Origin of the sequence: Starkeya sp. ORNL1 (genome assembly GCF_012971745.1) — a bacterium.
Lineage (GTDB): Bacteria > Pseudomonadota > Alphaproteobacteria > Rhizobiales > Xanthobacteraceae > Ancylobacter.
The window spans coordinates 2223139-2246815 of sequence record NZ_CP048834.1 but is presented as its reverse complement, the minus strand read 5'-3'; the positions used below and the strand labels follow the sequence as shown (position 1 = coordinate 2246815).

Genomic DNA, 23677 nt, shown 5'->3' with positions numbered 1-23677 from the left:
AGGGGGAACGCAGCCATGAGCGACTATGATCTCGTCATTCGCGGCGGCACCGTCGTCACCGCCGCCGACACCATGCGCGCCGATGTCGGCATACGCGACGGCCGCATCGTTGCGGTGGCGGAGAGCCTCACGGACGGGGCGAAGACCATCGACGCCTCGAGCCTGCTGGTGATGCCGGGTGGCATCGACAGCCATGTGCATCTCGCCCAGCCGGCCTTTGGCGGGCCGGCCATGGCGGACGGCTTCGAGAGCGGCACGCGCTCGGCCATTGCCGGCGGCAACACCACGGTGCTGCCCTTCGCGCTGCAGCCGCGCGGCGCCAGCCTGCGCCAGAGCGTGATGGACTACCACAAGGAGGCCGAGGGCAAATCCTATTGCGACTATGGCTTCCACCTCATCATCTCCGACCCGACGGCGAGCGTGCTCGGGCAGGAACTGCCGGCTTTGGTCGGCGACGGCTACACCTCGTTCAAGGTGTTCATGACCTATGACGACCTTGTGCTGAACGACCGGCAATTGCTGGAAGTGTTCGACTGCGCGCGCGGCTGCGGCGCGCTCGTCATGGTGCATTGCGAGGGCTACGACGCCATCCGCTTCATGACCGAGCGGCTGGAGCGTGCCGGCAAGACCGCGCCCTATTATCACGGCGTCTCCCGCCCGCAATCGGTGGAGCGCGAGGCGACGCACCGCGCCATCAGCCATGCCGAACTGACCGATGTGCCGATCATGGTGGTGCATGTCTCCGGCCGCGAGCCGATGGAGCAGATACGCTGGGCGCAGCAGCGCGGCCTCAAGGTCTATGGCGAGACCTGCCCGCAATATATCGCGCTCACCGCCGACGACATGAAGGGCCTCAACATGGACGAGAGCGGGGGCAAATATGTCTGCTCGCCGCCGCCGCGCGACCATGCGAGCTGGGACGCCATCTGGGAGGGCATCCGCACCGGCGTGTTCCAGACCTTCTCCTCCGACCATTGCCCGTTCTTCTATGAAGGCGAGATGGGCAAGCTGCACCCCAAGGCGCGCACCTCGTTCCGCTGGGTGCCGAACGGCATTCCCGGCATCGAGACGCGGCTGCAGATCCTGTTCTCCAAGGGCGTCAATGAGGGGCGTATCAGCCTGAACGAGTTCGTGGCGCTGACCTCGACCAACCACGCCAAGATATACGGCCTCTATCCGAAGAAGGGCTCGATCGCCCCGGGCTTCGACGCCGACATCGTGCTGTGGGATCCGAAGCGGCGCGAGACCATCAGCCAGTCGCTGATGCACCACGGCTCCGACTACACGCCCTATGAGGGGCTGAGCGTCACCGGGTGGCCGGTGATGACCATCCTGCGCGGCAAGCCGGTCGCGGAGGAGGGCAAGATACTCGGTGCGCCCGGCGATGGCGGCTTCCTCAAGCGCGAGCTCTCGCCTTATGCCGTGCCGGCGGGGAGGGCCTGAGCGATGGACAGGAAGGTCGTCATCATCACCGGCGCCGGCATCGGCATTGGCCGCGCCACCGCCTTCGCCTTCGGCCGCGCCGGTTTCCATGTCGTCGTCACCGACGTGCTGGAGGCCGAGGGGCGCGCCGTCGCGCAATCCATCGTGGGGGAGGGCGGCAGCGCCGAATTCGCGCCGCTCGATGTGACGTCGACGCCGATGACCGACGCCGTGGTTGCGGATGTCGAAAAGCGCCATGGCCGCATCGACGCTATCATCGCCAATGCCGGCATCGCCAGGAAGGTGCTGCTGGCCGAGATGTCCGACGCCGAGTGGGACAAGACCTTCGAGGTCGATCTCAAGGGCATCATGCGCATCGTGCGGGCGGCCGCGCCGGGCATGCGGGCGCGGAAGGCGGGCAGCATCGTCGCGCTGTCCTCCATCATGGGCGTCGCCTATGGCTGGGACGAGCACGTGCATTATTCGGCGGCGAAGTCCGGCGTGGTCGGGCTGGTGCGCGGGCTCGCGGTGGAACTGGCGGCCGACGGCATCCGGGTCAACGGCGTCGCCCCCGGCTATATCCGCACCGCGCAGGCGCTCTCCATCGAGCATTCACTCGGATCGGAAGGGCTGGAGCAGGCGGCGTCCTTCATCCCGATGGGGCGGGTCGGCGAGCCGGACGATATCGCCGACGTCATCCTGTTCCTGGCCTCCGACGCGGCGCGCTACATGACCGGCCAGGTGGTCACGGTCGATGGCGGGTTGCTGGTCGGGCGGTATTGAGCGGCGCTCGGCTTCAACATCCTTCGAGGCTCGCTGCGCTCGCATCTCAGGATGAGGTGGTTATGAAAGCGACCTCATCCTGAGGTGCCGCCGCAGGCGGCCTCGAAGGATGTTCGCCCACGCCGTTGAACGCTTCGAACGAGCGCTGCACCAGCGCCGGATCAAGCCCCTTGGCAATGATCACGATGCGGGTGCCGCGCTGGCCCTCCGGCCATCCCTTCAGATGCAGCGGCGTGTGGATCAGGTGCTGAACGCCCTGCACCACCACGGGGCCGTCGACGCCCTCCAACTCGAGCAGACCCTTGAGCCGAAGCACGGCATTGCCGTGGCGATTGAGTAGCATTGACAGCCACAGCGCGAAGCGCGGCCATGACAATGCCTGGTCGGCCTTGAGCACGAAGGCGCGAATGTCGCCGTGACGGTTGCGGTCGTGGCGATGTCTCAGGCCATGCGGGTGGTCGTGGTCATGGTCGCCACCCATCTCGGCCGCGCCGGCGAGCCAGCGCGCGACCTCCATCGAGCGGGTGTCGTCGTCATGGATGTCGCTCAGCAGCAGCGCGGCGTCGGGTGTCATCGCCTCGGTCAGCGTCACCATCTCGGCGGTCGGATTGAGCGCGCCGAGCCGTGCCCGCAGCAGCACGGCCTGTTCATTTGAAGCCAGGTCGGTCTTGGTGACCACCAGCCGGTCGGCCGCCGCCACCTGCCGCAGCGATTCCGGATAGGCCTCGATGTTGGACAGCCCGTTCGGCACATCGACCACGGTGACGATATTGCCGATGCGGAAATGGTGCCGCAGCATCGGGTCGGCGGCGAGCGTCGCCACGATCGGCGCCGGATCGGCGATGCCAGTGGTCTCGATGGCGATGCGTGCGAAGGGCGGGATGGTGCCGAGCCGCCGGCGCTCCATCAGAGCGACCAGCGCGCTCTTGAGATCGCCGCGCACCGTGCAGCAGATGCAGCCGCTCTTCAGCAGCACCACATCCTCGCCGACCGTCTCCTCGACGAGGAGATGGTCGAGGCCGATCTCGCCGAACTCATTGATGATGACCGCGGTGTCGCCGAGTTCGGGCTGCACCAAGAGGCGGCGCAGCAGCGAGGTCTTGCCGGCGCCGAGGAAGCCGGTCAGCACGTGCGTGGTGACGCGCGCCGCGTTCATCGCCGGCTGGCCTCCATCCGCGCGATCACGGCGGGGTCGAGCGGGTCGCAGGGCTTGCCGGTCAGCTTTTCCGCCTCCGGCCAGATGGCGCCGAAATGCTCGACCATGGCCATCTTGCCGGTGCGCGAGCGCAGCGTGAAGCGCCCGGCCCATTCGTCGAGGGTGAGGCCGTAGAGCCGCAGCACCTCATTGGCGAGCGCGGCGCGCGCCCGCCGCTCCAGCGTCGGCGTACCGCCGGCGCCGGTCGCGTCGGTACCGGCGCTCCAGTGATCGCTCCCGCCAAAGGCGCCGCACAGCCCGCACATGGCTTGCTCCTGTTTGAGCCTAAAGAGCGACCTCATCCTGAGGTGCCCGGCTTCAGCCGGGCCTCGAAGGATGCTCGCCTCCGAGGGCCGTTATTGTTTCAGCATCCTTCGAGGCTCGCTACGCTCGCACCTCAGGATGACGTGGCTCTTTACTTACGGCTTCGGGCGCGCGGTGCCGCTGCGCGGATAGCGCTTTACGAAGTCGTCGGCGATCGTCTCCATGGTGACGAACCTGACGCCCTCATGGCCCTTCATGTAGTCATGCAGCCGCTCGTGCATCTTCAGCACGTGCGGGCGGCCCGACACATCGGGATGGATGGTGATCGGGAACACCGCGTAATCGTAATTCTCGTAGATCCAGTCGAACTGGTCGCGCCAGGTGTCCTCGATGTCGCGCGGCGAGACGAAGCCGTGGCTGTTCGGCGCCGCCTTGATGAACATCATCGGCGGCAGATCGTCGAGGTGCCAGGAGGCGGGGATCTCGACCAGATCGGTCTCCTCGCCCTGGGTATAGGGCGTCATCCAGGCGGAGGGATGCTTGGAGTAGTCGATCTTGGTCCACTTATCGCCGACCGTCACATAATAGGGGTGATGGTCGTTGTGCATCAGCGAGTGGTCGTACTTCACGCCCTTCTGCTTCAACAGCTCGTTGGTCTTGGAGCCGAACTCCCACCACGGCGCCACATAGCCGCGCGGCGGCTTGCCGGACAGCTTGGTGATCAGCTCGACGCACTTGTCGAAGATCGCCTCTTCCTGCTCCGGGGTCATGGCGATCGGGTTCTCGTGGCTGTAGCCGTGCATGCCGATCTCGTGGCCGGCATCGGCCACCGCCTTCATCTCGTCCCAGAAGCTCTCGATCGAGTGGCCGGGGATGAACCAGGTGGTCTTGATGCCCCACTTCTCGAACAGCTTGAGCAGGCGCGCGCTGCCGACCCGGCCGGCGAAGGCGCCGCGGGAGATGTCGCAGGGGCTGTCCTCGCCGCCATAGGAGCCGAGCCAGCCGGCGACCGCGTCGACATCGATGCCGTAGGAGACGAAGATTTCCTTGGCCATGGGCTCTCCTTTTCCGAACAGGCGCCGCTGCGTGCCGGCGCGGTGAGGGTCAGACGAACTCGGTGATGGTGATGCCGACGCGGTCCGCGGTGCGGCTGAGATGCCGGCGCATATAGTAGCCGGCGCCTTCCGGGTCGCTCATGGTGAGCGCCTCGACGATGCGCTCGTGCTCCATGACCGGATCCCACAATTTGTCCCGCTTCACCGGCAGCCGCGTGCTCTCCAGCAGGATGCGGGCGAAGCTGTCATGCATGTCGGCGAGCAGCCGGTTGCGCGAGAAGCGCATGATGAGCTTGTGGAACTCGAAATCGATCTGCGCGAAGGCGGCGAAATCGAGCTCGCGCGCGGCGCGGCGGAAGCTTTGCAGGTTCTCCTGCAATTCCTCGATCTCGGCATCGGTGTGGTTCATCGCCGCGAGCTGGGCGGCATGGCTCTCGGCGATGTAGCGGAACTGGTAGACCTCGGCCGGCGAATAGCGGGCGGCGAAGCGCCAGGACGGTGCCGGCGTCAGTTCGCCGGCATCGTTCTTGGCGCGCACGAAGGTGCCGCGGCCGGGCTCGATCGAGACCAGACCGATGGTGGCGAGGATCGACAAGGCTTCGCGCAAGGTGGCGCGGCTGACATCGAGCTCCTTGGCCAGTTCGCGCTGCGGCGGCAGCGGCGCGCTTGGCGCCAGTTGCTCTTCCTCGATCATTTTCTGCAGGGCAGTCACCGCCATCTGGGCCGCGGTGGGCGCCGGTTCCCGCTTGCGCTTCGCCGCCGGCGCGGTCTGACCAATGTGATCTGGATTGTCTTGCGCGACTTTTCGCATGTCACTACATTTCAGGAATCACGAGGGATAATGTCACTGCGCTGCCGGTCTGACCAGACCAAATTTGGCGCTGCCCGACCATCATCGCTTGGACCGACATTGCTACGGTTGCGAGCCGGGCAAAGCTAGTGAACCGAGGCGTGCTTGACTGAAAATTTCACGTGGGCCGCGGCGCCGACCCTCGAACTCCAGCCGATCGACGGCGAGCAATTCCGCCCTTTCGGCCATGTGCTGCGGGCCGCCGATCCCAATGCCCAGCGGGTGAATGCGGGCACTGCGCTCCGCCATGATGTCGCGGCGTTCGCACCCGACAGCCGCCCTGGCAGCCGGCTTGTCGCGTCAATGTTCGAGGCCCGCCCGCAGAGCCTGCCGCTGGCCGTCGATCTCGTGGAGCGCCATCCCTTCTCCGAGCAGACCATCATCTCCATGCGCGGCGGTGCCTTTGCGCTGGCGGTGTGTCTGGCGGGACCGGATGGCGGGCCGGACCTTGCCTCCCTGCGCGCATTCCGGGTGCCGGCCGGCGGCGGCATCATCTATCGCAAAGGCGTCTGGCACACGCCGATCATCGCGCTAAGTGGCGAGAGCCTGTTCTTCGTGCAGTCCTCACAGGACGGCACGGCGGACGATTGCCACGAAGTGACCGTTTCCGGCTTGCTGATCGCCTGAATGGTGCGCCTGTCTGGATTCGGAGAAATTCTAAATCTGTTGTTATATCAATAGATTAGAGTCGTTCTTCGTTCCTTCCGCTGCGTTACGGTGCTATCGCGGCGTCTCTGTGCGGCCGGGCGGTTCCGGCGGCGGAACAGGGAAGCTCCAGCATGCGGCGCATGGTTCTCTCCGCGGTCATCATAGCTCCAATGGCGATGCCCGGCCTCGCCCAGGCGCAGCAGGGCCTGCCCGAGCCCGCCAGTATCGAGGCCTCCATCGGCACGATCGACGACAATCCGCTCGGCACGCTCGACCTTTTCATTCCACTGCTCGGTGGCGGCGACAATCTCTGGTTCGCCGATCTGCGCGCCAGCTTCGGTGGCGACCAGAAGGTGACGCAGGGCTCGATCGGCACCGGCTACCGGGTGCGCTATGACGAGGTCTGGACGCTCGGCGCCAATGCCTATTTCGACTATCTGCACAGCGACCACGACAATGATTTCGGCCAGCTCGGCATCGGCCTGGAAGCGCTGAGCCGCGACTGGGAAGTGCGCGCCAATGCCTATCTGCCGGTCGGCTCGGTGGATGCCGCGGTCGCCAGCGCCAATGCCGCGCTGATCGAGGCCAATACGCTGGTGTTCCGCGCCGGCGAGGAGACCGCGATGCGCGGTTTCGACGGCGAGATCGGTTACCGGCTGCCGGTGTTCGCGCCGGACGACCTCACCCAGCTCAAGGCTTTCGCCGGCGGCTACTGGTACCAGGGCGAGGATGTCGAGGATGTGCCCGGCGTCTCGGCGCGGCTCGAATTCTCCCGCGCCGGCCTGCCCGCCCTCGGCAATGGCTCGCGCTTCACTCTGATTGCCGGCGTCAGCTATGACGACGAGCGCGACGTGCAGGGTACCTTCCTCGCCCGGCTGCGCGTGCCGCTCGGCGCCACCGGCAACCAGGCGCCCTATGACCCGCTCTATCGCCGGGTCGAGCGTGCCGACGCCATCCGCACCCACATCGGCGCCACCGGCAAGGCCGAGACCGCGATCTATGTCGAGACCGGCCACGCCGCCGGCAAGGTGGTGCGCGTGGGCAGCGGTGATGATGCCGACGCGATCAATGACGCGCTGGAGGATGCCGGCGACGGCGCGCTGGTGCTGGCGGGCGGGGAGATCGCGGTCGATTCCACCGTACAGCTCGGCACCGGCCAGTTCCTGCTCGGCGGCGGTGCGGCGGTGGAAGTGCGCGGCGCGTCGAGCGGCGGCACCGCGGTGTTCCGCTCCAGCGCGCCGGCGGCGACGATCACCGTTACCGACCCCGATGCCGACGTGATCGGGCTGGGCGACCAGAGCGCCGTTGCCGGCCTCGCGGTACGTGGGGGGCGCGACGGCATTGCCGGCAGCGGTGTCGATGGCGTGGTGTTGCGCGAGGTCGACATTGCCGGGACCAGCAGCGACGGCATCCAGCTGTTCGATGTCGAAGGCGCGACCATCACCGCCTCGCGCATTCACGACCTCACCATTTGCGGTATCGAGGACGAGGAATGCAGCTTCAAATATGACGAGCCCGACACCATTCACTACGCGGCGATCGCCGCGGTGGGGGTGAAGGATCTCACCATCCGCGACGTCGCGATCGAGAACGTCACTTTCGGCCTGTTCGTCGCCAATGATTTCGACACCGACGACTGGGAATTCCCGACCCTGATCCAGAGCGAGCGGATCACGGTGGAGAATGTCTCGATCACCAACTCCTATCGCGAGGGGATCACGCTGGTTGGGGTCCAGGACATGAGCCTGCGCAATGTCACGGTCGACAATTCCGCGCTGGAGCGCTCCATGGATCTCGTGGTGATGCTCTCGGTCGCCGACCTGTCGATTGACGGCATGGTGCTGAAGGGCGGCGCCAATGGCCTGATGTTCGGGCCGCCCTCGGTCGGCGAGGTCAATACCCGCATCGATGTGGCCAATGTGTTCATCGACAACCCGCTCAATGCCGGCGTGTTCATGAACCCGTCGAGCCATGTGAGCTTCACCAACGTCAGCATCCGCGACGGCGGCTATAGCGGCGGCTTCTTCCTCTATGGCGATAGCAGCGGCTTCTTCGGCGGCCCGATCAGCGATGTCAGCTTCGACAATGTACGGGTCGAGGGCGGCAATGCCGCGGCGGTCAACATCCTGGGCCCGATCGAGAACTTCAACGGCAACATCGTCACCTCGGACGTACCGTCCCGGTGCAGCGCGCCGTTCGGCTCGCTGACACAGGGCGCGGGTTCGAGCTTCAGCATCGATGGTCTGGTGGTCGCGCCCGGCGATCCGCTGCCGTCCGATTGCGGGATCTGAGTACGCTTATTCTTCCTCATCCCCGGGGCTTGACCCGGGGATCCAGCCAGGCCGCCGACGCCCGGTTCCAAGCCTGGATCCCCGGGTCAAGCCAGGGGATGAGGGCGATCTGGAATAGTCGGCCCGGCTTTAGGTAACGGCAGAGGCCACCCGCCGCAGCGCCAGCACGGTGACGTCGTCGAACTGCGGCGCGACGTCGGCATGGGCGAAGACGCAGGCGACGAGGTGCTCGGCAATGGTGCAGGCGGACAAGCCCGGTACTTCGGTGAGGTCCTTCAGCAGCCGCGCGGCCGAATACATGTTCTGGTCGACATCCTCCATCTCCGACAGCCCGTCGGTGATGAAGACCAGCGCGTCCTCCAGCGCCAGCTGAATGACATTGTCGCGATAGACGATGTCGTCGGCGACGCCGAGCGGCGGGTCGACGGTGGAATCCACCTCGCGGGCGCCGGAAGCGCGCAGCAGCAGCGGTGGCAGATGGCCGGCATTGACATAGGAGAAGCTGCCGCTCGCCAGATCGAGGAAACCGGCGATCAGCGTCATGAACATGCAGTCGTCATTGTTCTTGCACAGCTCCTCATTGAGCAGCGTGGCAAGCTCGGACGGCAATGGCGGGCGCCCGGCGATCGACTGGAACTGCAAGGCCCCGGCGCGCAGCAGGCTGCGGGTGCGCGCCATGAACAACGCCGCCGGCATGCCCTTGCCGGAGACGTCGCCAATGGCGAGGCAGACCACGTCGGGCGTCAGGAAGAAGAAGTCATAGAGGTCGCCGCCGACCTCATAGGCCGGGCGCATGATGGCGTGGATGTCGAGCCGGCCTTCCAGCGCGCGGAAGTCGGTCGGCACCATGGCGAGCTGCTGGCGCCTGGCATGGGCGAGCTCGGCCTCCAGGCGCTTGAGCTGCGCGCGGACCTCGGCGCGCAGGAACTTCTTCTCCAGCACCGAGCCGACCCGGGCCCGCAGGATCGCGGGGTCGAACGGCTTCGGCAGATAATCGTCGGCGCCGAGTTCGAGACAGCGCACCACGGTCTCGATCTCGGACGCCGCCGAGATCATGATCACCGAGGTGTCCTCCAGCCGGCCTTCCTGCTTCAAGGTCTCCAGCACCTCGACGCCGCCCATGCGCGGCATCATCACGTCGAGCAGCACGAGATCCACAGGATTGGCGCGGATATGCTCCAGCGCCGCGACGCCGTCCGCGGCCTCGGCGCATCCCTCGACGCCGAGGCGGCGCATCCGGCGGATCAATATGTTCCGATTGTCCTCGATATCGTCGACAACGAGGATGTTGGCCCTGGCAGCGCTCACGACGCCGCCCGCGAACAGGGCGCCGTTGTGTCGTGCGACAAGCGGGAGCGCTGGATCATCAAACCATCTTCGGCAGGCCGGACAGGGCTCTAGAGTATGCTCCGCAAAAGTTGGAAGACTTTTGCGATCAGAACATGCTCCAGCGTATTGAACCTAGAGCCCTATCCGCTCAGATGCTTCCATCCGAGCGGATAGGGCTCTAGGCGTAGCCGGATTGCGGTGGTTTTCAACCGCGCAGATCATCCCGTCCACCAAATAGCGGAGAATGTGAACAGCCCGCCACATGCCTGCGCCGCGCACGCGCCGCGGGAATATCTGCGGCATATAATCCATATTCTCTGTAGACAATAAGAGAAACTGAATTAGGATGCCGGGAATTAGCATGTATCACAGCCGTTAGACGTTATTTGACGCTCGCGGCGCCGCCAGATGGACCCGCAACGTGACCGACCGCCCGCATCTGCATTTGAACGTCTTCGTCCACGGCACGGGCCATCACGAGGCGGCGTGGCTCTATCCCGGCAGCGAGCCGGAGCGCACCACCGATGTCGGCTTCTATCGCGAGCTGGCGGCTGTGGCCGAGCGCGGCAAGTTCGATTCGCTGTTCCTCGCCGACCAGCTCGCCATCGGCCGCAGCGTGAAGCATGTGGCGCAGGGCAAGCTGGAGCCGTTGACCCTGCTCGCCGCGCTGGCCGGCGCCACCGAGCGCATCGGCCTGATCGCCACTGCCTCCACCACCTATTCCGAGCCCTATAATCTCGCCCGGCAATTCGCCTCGCTCGACCATATCAGCGGTGGGCGCGCCGGCTGGAACATCGTCACCTCCTGGTCGGCGGAAGCCGCCGGCAATTTCGGCCTGGAGCAGCGCAACTCGCACTCCGACCGCTACCGCCGCGCCACCGAATATGTCGAGGTGGTGCGCAAGCTGTGGGACAGCTGGGAGGATGATGCCCGGGTCTATGACCGCACCCGCGGCGTCTATGCCGACACCGCCCGCATCCACCCCATCGAGCATGGCGGCGAGGAGTTCCGGGTGCGCGGCCCGCTCGACATTCCGCGTCCGCCGCAGGGCAATCCGGTGCTGGTGCAGGCCGGCTCCTCGGACGAGGGCAGGGGCTTTGCCGCTCGCTATGCCGAGGCCATCTTCACCGCGCAGCAGGAGCTGGACGAGGCTCAGGCCTTCTATGCCGATGTGAAGAGCCGCGCCGTCGGTATCGGCCGCGATCCCTCGCGCATCAAGATCCTGCCCGGCCTCTCGCCGATCCTCGGCTCGACGCAGGCCGAGGCGAACGCGCTGGAGGAGCAGCTCAACGACCTCACGCTTCCCGAGGTCGGGCTGAAGCATCTCTCGCAGCGCTTCGACGGCTTCGACTTCAGCGTCTTCCCGCTCGACGAGCGCATCCCGGTCGAGGCCTTCCCCAGCCCGAAGACGGTGCAGGGCGCGCAGAGCCGCTCGCAGATCATCCTCAATGTGGTCGAGCGCGAGCGCCCGACGCTGCGCCAGCTGCTGCGGCGCCTTGCCGGCGGGCGTGGCCACAAGGTGCTGACCGGCACCCCCGAAGCCATCGCCGACCACATCCAGCACTGGGTGGAGAACCGCGCGGCCGACGGCTTCAACATCATGCCCGCGCATTCCCCGGGCGGCCTTGCCGCCTTCGTCGACCATGTCGTGCCGATCCTGCAGCGCCGCGGCCTGTTCCGTACCGAATATGAGGGCCGGACGCTGCGCGACCATTACGGGCTCAACCGGCCGCAGAGCCGCTACGCCCGCTCCGCCTGAAACTGTCCGATCCCCCCGCCATCTGCGCCGTCAGGAGCTTCTCGTGAGCCCTTCATCCGCTGCCCTCCGGACCGTTCCGGACATCACCGCACCCGACACCCAGCCGCGCCCGCGGCTGGAACTGCGCAACCTGCACAAGCGGCTCGGCGACACCGCCGCCGTCAACGGCATCGACCTCAAGGTCGCGCCGGGCGAGAGCGTGGTGCTGCTGGGCCCGAGCGGCTGCGGCAAGACCACGACGCTGCGCATGGTGGCGGGCTTCCTCCAGCCGGATGGCGGCGAGATCCATCTCGACGGCACGCTGGCTTCCAATGCCTCCTTCACCGTGCCGCCGGAAAAGCGTCGGCTGGGCATGGTGTTCCAGACCTATGCGGTATGGCCGCACAAGAACGTTGCCGAGAATGTCGGCTACGGCCTCGAGGTTGCGGGCAAGAAGCGCGCCGAGATCGATGCTGAAGTCGCCGCGGTGCTCGAGCTCGTGCAACTCGGCGACCTCGCCAAGCGCTTCCCGGCGGAACTATCCGGCGGCCAGCAGCAGCGCGTGGCGCTGGCCCGCGCGCTCGCCACCAAGCCTTCGCTGCTCCTGCTCGACGAGCCGCTGTCGAACCTCGACGCCGCGCTGCGCCAGGAGATGCGCTTCGAACTGAAGGCGCTGCAGAAGCGCATCGGCATCACCACGCTCTATGTCACCCATGACCAGGACGAGGCCCTGGTGCTGGCCGATCGCGTCGTCGTGCTGAACAAGGGCAGGATCGAGCAGGTCGGCACGCCCGAGGAGATCTACCGCACCCCGACGAGCCGCTTCGTCGCCGGCTTTATCGGCACCGCGAACCTGCTGGAAGGCACCGTGGTCGCCACCGACCGCGCCGGCGGGCAGGTGTCCGTCGCGCTCGACGCCGGCGACACCGCGTGGGCCAGGGCGTCCGCGAAGTGGCTCGCGACCGCCGTCCCCGGCCAGCGCGCGACGCTGCTGCTGCGTCCCGAGGACATCCGCTTCGAGCGCCCGGAGCATCCGGGCCAGGAAGAGGGCATCCTCGCCGCTGCCGGCACGGCCTCCTTCCTCGGCAATCGCTACGACCTCCAGCTCGACGTTGCCGGGGCGCCGCTGCGCGTGCAGTCGCGCACGCCCGGCCGCTTCGAGGATGGCCGCGCCCGGCTGTGGTTCCGCCCGAACAGCGCATGGGTGGTCGAATGAGCGAGATCAGCGCCCCGCATTCGCTCGCCTCGCGCAGCTTCCTGAGCACCGACGTTTCGCTGCTGCGCCGGCTCTCCGGCCTGCAGCCGGTGAAGCTCCTAGTCATCGGCAGCTCGATTGCCATATTGCTGGCGTTGATCGCCTATCCGCTGGTGCTGCTGGCCGGCTACAGCCTCATCGACGCGCAGGGCAACTTGACCTTCGACACCTTCGCCAAGGCGTTCAACCGCCGCGGCATGTGGCAGGCGGTGCTGAACTCCGCCGAGCTGGTCGCATTGGTGACGCTCGGTGCCTGCGCGCTCGGCATCCCGCTGGCCTGGATCGTCGCCCGCACCGATGCGCCGGGCAAGAGCCTGGTGGCGCTCGCCGCCGGCGTCTCTTTCGTGATCCCGACCTTCATCTCGGTGATCTCCTGGATCTTCCTGGCGGCGCCGAACTCCGGCTACCTCAACACGCTGGCGATCCGCTATCTCGGCTTCGAGCACGCGCCGCTCAACATCATGAGCTTCAGCGGCCTCGTCTTCATCGAGATCGTCGGGGTGTATCCGCTGGTGTTCTTCGCGGTGAGCGCGGCGCTCGCCAATGTCGACGCCAGCAATGAGCAGGCAGCGCGTGTCCTCGGTGCCGGCAAGCTGCGCACCGCGCTCACCATCACGCTGCCGCTGGTGCGCCCGGCCATCCTCTCCGCCGTCATACTGGTGATGCTCGACGCGCTGTCCTCGTTCGGCGCGCCGGCCGCCATCGGCACCATGGCCAATTTCTCGGTGCTCACCACCAAGATCTACGACCTGTTGAAATTCCCGCCGCAGTTCAATTATGCGGCGGCGGTGGCGATGCCGATCCTGGTGTTCACCGCGGTGAGCATCCTGATCCAGAAATACGCCATCCGCGCCGAGAATTTCCGCACCCTCACCGGCAAGGCGACCTCTGATCAGGTGACGAAGCTCGGGCCGTGGCGCTGGGTGGCCGGCGCCTTCTGCGTCCTCGTGGTGTTCGCCACCGCGATCCTGCCGATCGGCTCGCTGTTCCTGCTCTCGGTGCTGTCGTCCTTCGGCGCCGACATCACGCTGAGCAACCTCGTCACCAAGCATTACGCCCTGATCTTCGATGGCGAGTTCGTGGCCCGCGCCTCGATCCTCAACAGCCTGCTGCTGGCGCTGGCGACGGCAACGGTGTGCGCCACGCTCGGCCTGGTGCTGGGCTGGGTGGTAGAGCGTATCCGCTTCTTCGGGCGCGAGGTCATCACCTTCCTGGTGATGGTGGCCTATGGCTTCCCCTCCATCGCCTATGCGGTGGGAATCCTGATGGGCTACGTCAACCTGTTCTACGGCACGCTGACGCTGATCCTCATCGCCTATGCCGGCAAGCTGCTGCCCATCGCCTTCGTGCTGGTGAGGAACGGCATCCAGCAGCTCTCGACCGATCTGGAAGAGGCGGCGCGCATCTCCGGCGCCGGCTGGCTGCGCGGGCTGAAGGACGTGACCTTCCCGCTGATGCGCGGCGCGGTCGGCATCGCCTGGGTGCTGGTGTTCTCGCTGAGCCTGCGCGAGCTGTCGATGTCCGCCATCCTCACCCAGGCGGACACGCAGGTGATGCCCACCGTCGTCATCCAGTTCATCGAGGACGGCGCCATCGAGCTCGCCGCCGCGCTCTCGGTCGTCATCGTCACCGTCTGCATTTCCATCCTCGGCCTGATCCGCGTCTTCACGCGGAAGAAGACCGCGGCCGTTCACTGATCGAGTACCCGTCATGACGTTTCATCATTCCGCCGCTGAGCCTTTCGACGAAGTCTGGGACGTGCTGGTGGTCGGCTTCGGCTTTGCCGGCGGCGCCTCGGCGATCGCTGCGCACGATGCCGGCGCCCGCGTGCTGCTGATCGAGAAAATGCCCGATCCCGGCGGCATCTCGATCTGCGCCGGCGGCGGCATCCGTTCCATCACCGACCTGCCGCGCGGCCGCGACTATCTGCGCCACACCGTCGGTCCCGACGTGCCGGACGACGTGCTCGATGCGATTTCCAGCGGCATGGCGAAGCTGGAGGATTATTTCCGCAAGCTCGCCACGGTGAACGGCGCCGAGATCGTGGTGCGCGATCGTGGCGGCAATTACCCGTTCCCTGGCCACGACGCGCTCGGTATCGTCGAGGTCTCTTCGATCCCCGGCTTCGACGCCCGCACCGAATATCCCCACGCCCGCGGTCGGCTGCTCGGGCCGAACGTGTTCAAGCTGGTGCACGACAATGTCCGCGCCCGCAACATCGAGGTGCGGCTGGAGACGGCGGCGGAGCGCCTGATCCTCGGCGCCAAGGGCGAAGTGCTCGGTGCCGTGGTGCGCGCCAATGGGACGACGAAGCGCATCGCCGCGCTGCGCGGCGTGGTGCTCGCCTCGGGCGGCTTCGAATCCGCGCCGGAGATCCAGCGCAAATACTGGCAGATCCGCCCGGTGCTGCCGGTGGCGACGCGCGGCAACACCGGCGACGGCATCCGCATGGCGCAGGCCGCCGGCGCCGACCTCTGGCACATGTGGCACTTCCACGGCTCCTACGGCTTCAAGCACCCGGACCCGAACTACCCCTACGCGCTGCGGGTGAAGCGGCTGCCGGACTGGAACCCGACGGTGAAGGAGCCGGACGTGCGCATGTCGTGGATCATCCTCGACGGCGAGGGGCGGCGCTTCATGAACGAGTACCACCCCTATCTCCAGGACACCGGCCACCGGCCGCTCGACCAGTTCGACCCGGTGACGCAGAAGTTTCCGAAGATCCCGGCGCACATCGTCGTCGACGAGGAGGGCCGAAAGCTCTACCCGCTCGGCCAGGCGGTGGTGAACGATCGCAGTGTCGAACCCTATGTCTGGAGTGACGACAATCTGAAGGAAGTCGGCAACGGACTTCTTAAGAAGGCGGAAAGCATCGAGGAACTCGCAAGCATCCTCGGCGCCGATCCCGTGGTGGTGCGCGCGAGCCTGGAGCGCTGGAACGCCGCGGTCGAAGCCGGCCACGATGCCGATCAGGCCCGCCCCGCCGGCTCGCTGTTCAAGGTCGAGAAGCCGCCTTTCTATGTCGGCACGCTGTGGCCGGTGGTGAACAACACCCAGGGCGGGCCGGCGCACGACGCCCGCCAGCGCGTGGTCAACGCCCATGGCGAGCCGATCCCGCGGCTCTATGAGGCCGGCGAGCTCGGCAGCATCTGGGGCTTCCTCTATCTCGGCGCCGGCAATCTCGCGGAGTGTTTCGTCACCGGCCAGATCGCCGGCGGCGACGCCGCGGCACAGCGCCCCTGGGCGAACGCTCCCGAACTGACGGCCGCCTGAGCGGCGATAGGCAAGATTTCCATGACCAAGCAGAAGCAGAAGCAGATGGCGCTCGGCGCCTTCCTCTATCCCACCGGCCACCACGCCGCCGCCTGGCGCCACCCGCAGGCGCAGGCCGATGCCGGCATCAACTTCAAGCACTACGCGCAAGTGGCGCAGGCGGCCGAAGCGGCGAAGTTCGACCTGCTGTTCCTCGCCGACAGCGCCGGCGCGCGCGGCGAAGACTGGGGGGCGCTGGCGCGCTTCTCCACCCACTATGTCGCGCAGTTCGAGCCGCTGACGCTGCTCGGCGCACTCGCCGCGGTGACCGAGCGCATCGGCCTCGTGGCGACCGCTTCCACCACCTACAACGAGCCCTATACGCTCGCCCGCAAGTTCGCCTCCATCGACCATATCAGCGGCGGGCGCGCCGGGTGGAACCTCGTCACCTCGGGCAATGAGGGTGAGGCCTATAATTTCGGCCGCGACCGCCATCCGCCGCATGACGAGCGTTATCGCCGTGCCACCGAATTCCTCGGCGTGGTCGAGGGGCTGTGGGATTCATGGGAGGACGACGCCTTCGTCCGCGACAAGGAAAGCGGCGTCTTCTTCGATCCGGACAAGGTCTACAGCCTTGATCATCGCGGCGAATACTTCAATGTGCGCGGCCCGCTCAACATTCCGCGCCCGCCGCAGGGCTGGCCGGTGCTGGTGCAGGCCGGCTCGTCGGAGGCCGGCAAGGCGCTCGCCGGCGCTTCGGCCGAAGTGGTGTTCACCGCACAGCAGACGCTGCCCGATGCGCAGGCCTTCTACCGCGATGTGAAGGCCCGCGCGGTGGCTGCCGGCCGGGCGGCGGACGACATCAAGATCCTGCCCGGTATCTTCCCGGTGGTCGGCCGCACCGAGGCCGAGGCCAAGGCGAAGTTCGAGGAACTGCAGAACCTCATCCATCCTGATGTGGCGCTCTCCATCCTCGAGCATCGGCTCGGCATTCCGCTGCGCCATTTGCCGCTCGACGGGCCGGTGCCGACCGACATTCCGGTCATCAATGCCAGCACCAGCCGGCAGACCCTCCTGCTCGACCTCGCCAAGCGCGAGGGCCTGTCCATCCTGCAGCTTGGCCTGCGGGTGGCCGGGGCGCGCGGCCATTGGCAGGTGGTCGGCACGCCGGAACAGATCGCCGATCGCATGGAGGAGCGTTTCCTCAATGAGGGCGCCGACGGCTTCAATGTCATGGCGCCCTATCTGCCGGGCGCATTGACCGATTTCATCGAACTGGTGCTGCCCGAACTGCGCCGCCGCGGCCTGTTCCGCACCGATTATGAAGGCCGGACGCTGCGCGAGCATCTCGGGCTGAAGCGTCCCGGCCGACACCACAAGCACAACAAGGCGATCGAGGCGAGCGCGGAGCATCACGCCGCGCCTGCCGCCGCCTGAACCCATTCATTCGGAGATTTGAGATGAACCTCGACAGACGAACCCTCATCAAGGGAGCGGCGTCCGCGCTGCTGGTCGCCGGCGCCGCGCCGGCCGCCATTTCCGCCGCCCGCGCCGATACGCTGCCCGAGCGTTTCGCCAGCCTTTATGAGGCGGCGAAGAAGGACGGCGCGGTGGTGTTCTACACCTCGTACCGGCAGGAGACGAGCACCGCGGTGCTCGACTTCTGGCGCAAGAACTTCCCCGATGTGAAGCTCAACATCGTGCAGAAGCAGACGCTGGACCTCATCCCCTCGATCGAGGCGGAGAAGGCGGCGGGCCGCACCAATCCGGACGTGGTGTTCATCAGCCAGCGCTTCATCCTCGATGGCTGGGCCAAGCGCGGCTACATCATGCCCTACAAGGTGCGCGACTTCGACAAGATCTCCGACAAGTACAAGGACCCGAACGGCAATTACGTCGCCACCGCGGTGACGCTGCTGGCCGCTGCCTATAATCCGAAGAAGTTCCCCGATCCTTCGGTGCTGCCGAAGAAGATCACCGATTTCCTCGATCCGAAGTGGAAGGGCCGCATCGTCTTCGCCGATCCGAAGTCGGCGGCCTCCCAGCTCACCTGGTTCCAGACCCTGCTGGCGCAGAAGATCATCGACTGGGAGACCATCAAGGGCTTCGCCAAGCAGGACTTCCTATTCACCCGCGGCAATGCCGAGTCGGTGCGCCTGCTGGTGGCCGGCGAGCGCGATCTCTCGCCGCTGATCTCCTCGCAGAACGTCATCACCGCCCGCGAGCGCGGCCAGCCGATCGAGAACTACATCCTCGAGGAGGGCGTGGTGGTGAACGAGAACCTGCTGAGCATCTTCGCGGGCGGCCCGAACCCGAACGGGGCGAAGCTGCTGATCGAAGTGCTGACCAGCGCCGAGGGCCAGGAACTGGTCGGCAATGCCGGTTCCTACATCCCGACCCACCCGGATTCCAACCCGCCCAAGGGCCTGCCGCGGCTCCAGGACATCAAGGTGATCGAGAGCGACGAGGACATTGGCGGCGAGGAATCGCAGAAGTTCCTCGACCAGTTCGATATCGTGTTCAATCGAGGTTGAGACGCACTGCTTGAGCATCCTTCGAGGCTCGCTGCGCTCGCACCTCAGGATGAGGTCGTAAGATGAACCTCATCCTGAGGTGCCGCCGCAGGCGGCCTCGAAGGATGCTGCAGCAGGACGACCGAATACTTCAGGAGCAGCCCAACATGACCACGCAATTCCCGCGCATCGAAGCCACGGCGCTGCATCGCCTGCTGCCGGGCGAGGGCGAGATCGCGGTGCTCGACGTGCGCGAGGAGGGCGTGTTTGCCGACGCGCATATCCTCACCGCCTCGAACGCGCCGATCAGCCGCTTCGAGCGTATCGTCCCATTGCTGCTGCCGCGCCGTGCGACGCCGATCGTGCTGGTGGACGACGACGAACAGCTCGCCGAGCGCGCCGCCGGCATCCTCGCCGCGCACGGCTATGATGCGGTGTCGATCCTAGAAGGCGGCGTGCCGGCCTGGCACAAGGCCGGCTTCGCGCTGTTCGCCGGGGTCTATGTGCCGAGCAAGGCGTTCGGCGAGTTCGTCGAGGTCGCCTACGATACTCCGCACATTGATGCGCACGAATTGCAGCGCCGCCGCGCGGCCGGCGAGGACATCGTGCTGCTCGATAGCCGGCCGTTCGACGAATATAACTGGATCACCATTCCCGGCGCGCTCGATTGCCCCGGCGGCGAGCTGGTGTTGCGGGCGCGCGAAGCGGTGCCGTCCGAGGACACGCTGGTGGTGGTGAATTGCGGCGGGCGCACCCGCAGCATCATCGGCGCGCAGATATTGATCGATGCCGGCCTGCCGAACCGCGTGGTGTCGCTGAAGGACGGCACGCAGGGCTGGCATCTCTCCGGCCTCGAGGTCGAGCGCGGCGCCGAGAGCATCGTGCCGCAGCCCACCAATGGCGCCTTCGAATGGGCACGGCAGGCCGCAGCAGGGCTTGCCAAGCGCTTCGAGGTGCCGACCATCGGCGCCGTGACCCTAGCCCGCTTCGAGGAGGAGCGTGACCACACCACGCTCTATCGCTTCGACGTGCGCGGGCCCGAGGAATACCGTTCCGGCCACCGGCCCGGCTTCCTCTCCGCGCCCGGCGGGCAATTGGTGCAGGCGACCGACACCTTCGTCGCCGTGCGCCGCGCCCGCATCGTGCTCGCCGACAGCGACGGCGTGCGTGCGCGCACCACCGCGGCGTGGTTGGCCCGCATGGGCTTCCCGAATGTCTATGTGCTCGACGAGCACGCCCCGGCGGCGAGCGTCGAGGTCGGCGATGCGCCGGAGACGGTGCTCGGGCTCGGCGCCGCCGAGGCCAAGACGGTCACGGCGGATGAACTGGCGACGCTGTTGAAGCGCGGCGACGTGGTGGTGGTCGATGTCGCCACCAGCCGGCAATACCGCGCCGGCCACATCCCCGGCGCCTGGTTCGCGGTGCGCGGACGGCTCCAGGCGGATGCCGCCACGCTGCCCGAGGCGGCGCTTTATGTGCTCACTTCGCCGGACGAGGTGATCGCCCGCCTCGCCATTGCCGAGCTGGAAGCGGCGACGGGCAAGCCGGTCGGCCTGCTGCTCGGCGGCACCCAGGCCTGGTGGGGTGCCGGCCATCCGCTGGAGAGGCAGGCCGAACACCTCGCCTCGCGCACCGACGACGTGCTGCTGAAGGCCTTCGAGCGCCGCGACCAGAAGGAGGCGGCGATGCGCGAGTATCTCCAATGGGAGGTCGGCCTGGTCGAACAGGTGCGCCGCGACGGCACGCTGCAATTCCGGCTTTGACTTTGAGTTCTCGTCATCCCGGACGGGCGCAGCTGGGAGGAACTTCTTCTCCCTCTCCCCGACGGGGAGAGGGCTGGGGTGAGGGGGCCTCGCGCCCAAGCCCCTCACCCGGCCCTGCGGGCCGACCTCTCCCCAACGGGGAGAGGTGAAGACCACATCACGCGATCCCGGTCCTTCGGCCGGGATGACGATCGAATGGAATGTTCCACATGACAGTATCGCAAACGTCCCGGCCGCTGGCCGGGCAGGTCGCCCTCGTCACTGGCTCGGCGCGTCGCATCGGGCGTGAGACGGCGCTGCTGCTGGCGCAGGACGGCGCCCATGTCGTCGTCCATGCGCGCTCGTCAAAGGCAGAGATCGAGGCGGTGGCCGAGGAGATCCGCGCCGCCGGCGGCTCGGCCAGCGCGGCGCTGGCCGACATCACGGTGGAAGGGGAAGCGCAGCGCCTGGTCGGCGACATCCTCGCCACTCATGGCCGGCTCGACATCCTCGTCAACAATGCCGCGGTGCGCGGCGAGTCTTCCTTTGCCGACATCAGCTTTGACGTCTGGAAGAAGATTTACTCGGTAACGGTCGACGGCGCCTTCCTCGTCACCCGCGCGGCGGTGCCGTCCATGGTGAAGCACGGTTATGGCCGCATCGTCTCGATCGGCGGCGTCGCCGCGCATATCGGCGTTGCCAACCGCGCCCATGTCGCCACCGCCAAGGCGGCTTTGGTGGGCTTCACCAAGGCGCTCGCGGTGGAATATGGCGCCCATGGCGTCACCGCGAACCTGGTGGTGCCCGGCAAGATCGGCGGCCCGCGCTCGCCGAATTCCGGCGCCGGCGGCATCTTCCCGGGCGGCGGCCATCCTTTGCTCGGCCATGAAGGCGAGCCCCGCAACGTCGCCGAGATCATCCGCACGCTGGCCTTGCCGGCCGGTGCGTTCGTCACCGGCCAGACCATCCATGTCAGCGGCGGGCTGTATTTGCCGTGAGAAGATAGAACCACGTCATCCTGAGGTGCGAGCGCAGCGAGCCTCGAAGGATGCTCAAGCAGAAGACGGCCTTCGGGGGCGGGCATCCTTCGAGGCCCGGCTTTCGCCGGGCACCTCAGGATGACGTGGTTTAAAAGCTACGCCGCCTTGTCCCACTCCGGCGCGAGGCCGGGCGGGCTGATGAGACGGCTGTTCGGCCGCGCCAGCGCATGGATGGCCTGCATCTCCGCCGGCGACAGCTCGAAATCGAAGATGGCGAAATTCTCCGGCAGGCGGGACACCTTCGCGGTCTTCGACAGCGCGACGACGCCGTCCTGCTGGATCAGCCAGCGCAGCACCACTTGCGCCGCGCTCTTGCCGTGCTTCGCGCCGATCTCGCGGAGCGTCGCATCGCGCAGCACCGCGCCATCGGCCATGGCGTAATAGGCGGTGATCGACAGGCCGGCCTCGCGCGCCGCCTCGATCACCACGCCCTGGTCGAGATAGGGGTGGTACTCGATCTGGTTGGTGACCAGCGGCGCCTCGCTGAGGCTCACCGCCTCCTCCATCAGCGCGGTGTTGTAGTTGCTCACCCCGATATTGCGCACCTTGCCGGCCGTGCGCACCGCATTCAGCGCGCCGATCTGCTCGGCCAGCGGCACTGAAGGGTTCGGCCAGTGCAGCAGGAGGAGATCGACATAGTCGGTCTTGAGCTTGCGCAGGCTCTCGTCCACCGAGGCAAGGAAATCGGCGTGGCGGAACTTGTCCACCCACACCTTGGTGGTGAGGAAGATGTCGCCACGCTTGACGCCGGAGCGGAGAAGAGCTTCGCCGACCTCGGCCTCATTGCCATAGATCTGCGCGGTGTCGACATGGCGGAAGCCGAGCTTCAGGGCCTCAGGCACCACCTCCAGCACCTCATGGCCGGGCATGCGAAAGGTGCCAAAGCCGAGTACGGGAATGGTGGCGCCATTGGCGGTCACGGTTTTCATGGGGATCTCCTTGCCGTGTTTCACGGGCTATGTAGGGCGGCCGGGAAGCGGCACCATCATTCCGCCGGGGCGGCTGCGGCTTCAAGTCCCGCCTCGCGCCGATCGAGCGCGCCGCTCCACAGCGTGAGCGCCAGCGCACCGGCGACCAGTATGGCGCCGACCCAGGGCGTCGCCCCAAGGCCGAACTGCGAGGCGACCACCAGCCCGCCGATCCAGGCGCCGAGCGCGATGCCGAGATTGAAGGCGGCGATGTTCAACGCCGAGGCGACATCGACGGCGTTCGGCCGAGTGCGCTTGGCCAGTTCCACCACATAGAGCTGGAGGCCCGGCACATTGGCGAAGGACAGGAAGCCGAGCGCGGCGAGCGTCACCAGCGCCAGCACCGGCGAGACCGCGGTGAAGCTGAAGGCCAGCAGCACCAGCGCCTGCAAGGCGAACAGGCCGACCAGCGCCTTCACCGGATTGCGGTCGGCGATGCGCCCGCCTGCGAGATTGCCGGCCGCGATGGCGACGCCATAGAGCACCAGGATCAGGCTGACGCTGGCGGCGGGAAAGCCGGTGATGTCCTCCAGGATGGTCGCCAGATAGGTGAAGGCGACGAAGGTGCCGCCATAGCCGAGCGCGGTCATGCCGAACGCGATCAGGAGCCGGCCGCTGCCGAGCACGCGGACCTGCTCCATGAGGCTTGCCGGGGCGGCGCGGCTGAGGTTGGAGGGCAGCAGCGCGGCTACGCCGATGAAGGCGACGACGCCGAGCCCCGCCACCGCCCAGAAGGTGGCGCGCCAGCCGAAGCTCTGGCCGATGAAGGTGCCGAGCGGCACGCCGGTGACGATGGCGACGGTGAGCCCCATGAACATCAGGGCGATGGCCGAGGCACGCTTGTCCGCCGGCACCAGTTCGGCGGCGATGGTGGCGCCCACCGCGAAGAACACACCGTGGGCGAAGGCCGAGATCACCCGCGCCACCAGCAGCGTCTCGTAGCTCGGGCTGAGCGCGGCGGCGGTGTTGCCGATGACGAACAGCGCCATCAGCCCCATCAGCAGCGGCTTGCGCGGAATGCGGCCGGTGAGCGCGGTGAGGATCGGCGCGCCGAAGGTGACGCCGAGCGCATAGACGCTGACGATCAGCCCGGCGAGCGGCAAGGTGATGTGGAGATCGTTCGCCACGGTGGGCAACAGCCCGACAATGACGAATTCGGTGGTACCGATCGCGTAGGCCGCGATGGTGAGCGCGAAGAGTGCGAGAGGCATGGCGATACATCCTCGCCCGCGTCGGAGCGAGCGTGCTGGCGGCGTCGAACGGCGCCGGGGATTGCGTTTCGCAGTGCAATATGAGCGAGCGGGGCTTGCGCGATAAGCCGGCGCGGGTGAC

19 protein-coding genes are annotated in these 23677 nt (G+C 66.9%); 12 read left to right on the top strand and 7 right to left on the bottom strand.

Going from position 1 to position 23677, the window contains the following annotated elements:
• The first annotated feature begins 15 nt into the window (after positions 1-15).
• Entirely contained in the window at positions 16-1443 is a 1428-nt protein-coding gene (gene hydA, locus G3545_RS10865) for a dihydropyrimidinase (protein WP_170012429.1), read from the top strand.
• 3 nt (positions 1444-1446) lie between these two features.
• Positions 1447-2205: an SDR family NAD(P)-dependent oxidoreductase gene (locus tag G3545_RS10860; RefSeq protein WP_170012427.1), complete on the top strand. Its 759-nt coding sequence runs from the start codon at positions 1447-1449 to the stop codon at positions 2203-2205.
• Positions 2206-2251: 46 nt separating this feature from the next.
• Here the strand turns inward: G3545_RS10860 and G3545_RS10855 are convergent, their stop codons facing one another.
• From G3545_RS10855 to G3545_RS10840, 4 genes are all read right to left on the bottom strand, one after another.
• Positions 2252-3361: a GTP-binding protein gene (locus tag G3545_RS10855; protein WP_170012425.1), complete on the bottom strand. Its 1110-nt coding sequence runs from the start codon at positions 3359-3361 to the stop codon at positions 2252-2254.
• Positions 3358-3666 (bottom strand): hypothetical protein, encoded by a 309-nt coding sequence (locus G3545_RS10850; RefSeq protein ID WP_170012423.1) that lies wholly within the window; start codon positions 3664-3666, stop codon positions 3358-3360. The genes G3545_RS10855 and G3545_RS10850 overlap by 4 nt, the downstream gene beginning before the upstream one ends.
• Positions 3667-3819: 153 nt before the next feature.
• A complete protein-coding gene (locus G3545_RS10845) occupies positions 3820-4719 on the bottom strand; it encodes a polysaccharide deacetylase (protein ID WP_170012421.1) in 900 nt (299 codons plus the stop codon).
• 49 nt (positions 4720-4768) lie between these two features.
• The gene (locus G3545_RS10840; protein WP_246702776.1) at positions 4769-5437 is read right to left on the bottom strand and encodes a FadR/GntR family transcriptional regulator; all 669 of its coding nucleotides are present in this window, start codon (positions 5435-5437) and stop codon (positions 4769-4771) included.
• A gap of 237 nt (positions 5438-5674) precedes the next feature.
• On the opposite strand from G3545_RS10840, the gene G3545_RS10835 reads away from it, so the two are divergent.
• Together G3545_RS10835 and G3545_RS10830 are read left to right on the top strand one after the other, a co-directional pair.
• Positions 5675-6196 carry an ureidoglycolate lyase gene (locus G3545_RS10835; protein WP_170012417.1) on the top strand — a complete coding sequence of 174 codons (522 nt, stop codon included), beginning with the start codon at positions 5675-5677 and terminating at the stop codon, positions 6194-6196.
• A 152-nt stretch (positions 6197-6348) separates the two neighbouring features.
• Positions 6349-8508 (top strand): inverse autotransporter beta domain-containing protein, encoded by a 2160-nt coding sequence (locus G3545_RS10830; RefSeq protein ID WP_170012415.1) that lies wholly within the window; start codon positions 6349-6351, stop codon positions 8506-8508.
• Between the two features lie 129 nt (positions 8509-8637).
• Here the strand turns inward: G3545_RS10830 and G3545_RS10825 are convergent, their stop codons facing one another.
• A complete protein-coding gene (locus G3545_RS10825) occupies positions 8638-9816 on the bottom strand; it encodes a SpoIIE family protein phosphatase (protein WP_170012413.1) in 1179 nt (392 codons plus the stop codon).
• Between the two features lie 442 nt (positions 9817-10258).
• Between G3545_RS10825 and G3545_RS10820 the strand changes: the two genes are divergently transcribed.
• From G3545_RS10820 to G3545_RS10785, 8 genes are all read left to right on the top strand, one after another.
• Positions 10259-11596, top strand: coding sequence for an LLM class flavin-dependent oxidoreductase (locus G3545_RS10820; protein WP_170012411.1), 1338 nt, complete (start codon positions 10259-10261; stop codon positions 11594-11596).
• Between the two features lie 43 nt (positions 11597-11639).
• The gene (locus G3545_RS10815; protein ID WP_246702775.1) at positions 11640-12791 is read left to right on the top strand and encodes an ABC transporter ATP-binding protein; all 1152 of its coding nucleotides are present in this window, start codon (positions 11640-11642) and stop codon (positions 12789-12791) included.
• Positions 12788-14527, top strand: a complete 1740-nt coding sequence (locus tag G3545_RS10810) for an iron ABC transporter permease (protein ID WP_170012409.1) — start codon at positions 12788-12790, stop codon at positions 14525-14527. Before G3545_RS10815 ends, G3545_RS10810 begins: the two co-directional genes overlap by 4 nt.
• 13 nt (positions 14528-14540) lie before the next feature.
• A complete protein-coding gene (locus tag G3545_RS10805) occupies positions 14541-16103 on the top strand; it encodes an FAD-binding protein (protein WP_170012407.1) in 1563 nt (520 codons plus the stop codon).
• A gap of 21 nt (positions 16104-16124) precedes the next feature.
• On the top strand, positions 16125-17519 hold the full coding sequence (locus G3545_RS10800; protein ID WP_206151412.1) for an LLM class flavin-dependent oxidoreductase: 1395 nt from the start codon (positions 16125-16127) through the stop codon (positions 17517-17519).
• Positions 17520-17542: 23 nt separating this feature from the next.
• A complete protein-coding gene (locus G3545_RS10795) occupies positions 17543-18616 on the top strand; it encodes an extracellular solute-binding protein (protein WP_170012405.1) in 1074 nt (357 codons plus the stop codon).
• A 146-nt stretch (positions 18617-18762) separates the two neighbouring features.
• On the top strand, positions 18763-20358 hold the full coding sequence (locus G3545_RS10790; RefSeq protein WP_170012403.1) for a rhodanese-like domain-containing protein: 1596 nt from the start codon (positions 18763-18765) through the stop codon (positions 20356-20358).
• A 209-nt stretch (positions 20359-20567) separates the two neighbouring features.
• The gene (locus G3545_RS10785; RefSeq protein ID WP_170012392.1) at positions 20568-21335 is read left to right on the top strand and encodes an SDR family NAD(P)-dependent oxidoreductase; all 768 of its coding nucleotides are present in this window, start codon (positions 20568-20570) and stop codon (positions 21333-21335) included.
• A gap of 137 nt (positions 21336-21472) precedes the next feature.
• Here the strand turns inward: G3545_RS10785 and G3545_RS10780 are convergent, their stop codons facing one another.
• Together G3545_RS10780 and G3545_RS10775 are read right to left on the bottom strand one after the other, a co-directional pair.
• A complete protein-coding gene (locus G3545_RS10780) occupies positions 21473-22306 on the bottom strand; it encodes an aldo/keto reductase (protein ID WP_170012390.1) in 834 nt (277 codons plus the stop codon).
• A 56-nt stretch (positions 22307-22362) separates the two neighbouring features.
• Positions 22363-23556, bottom strand: a complete 1194-nt coding sequence (locus G3545_RS10775; RefSeq protein ID WP_170012388.1) for an MFS transporter — start codon at positions 23554-23556, stop codon at positions 22363-22365.
• Between the last annotated feature and the right edge of the window lie 121 nt (positions 23557-23677).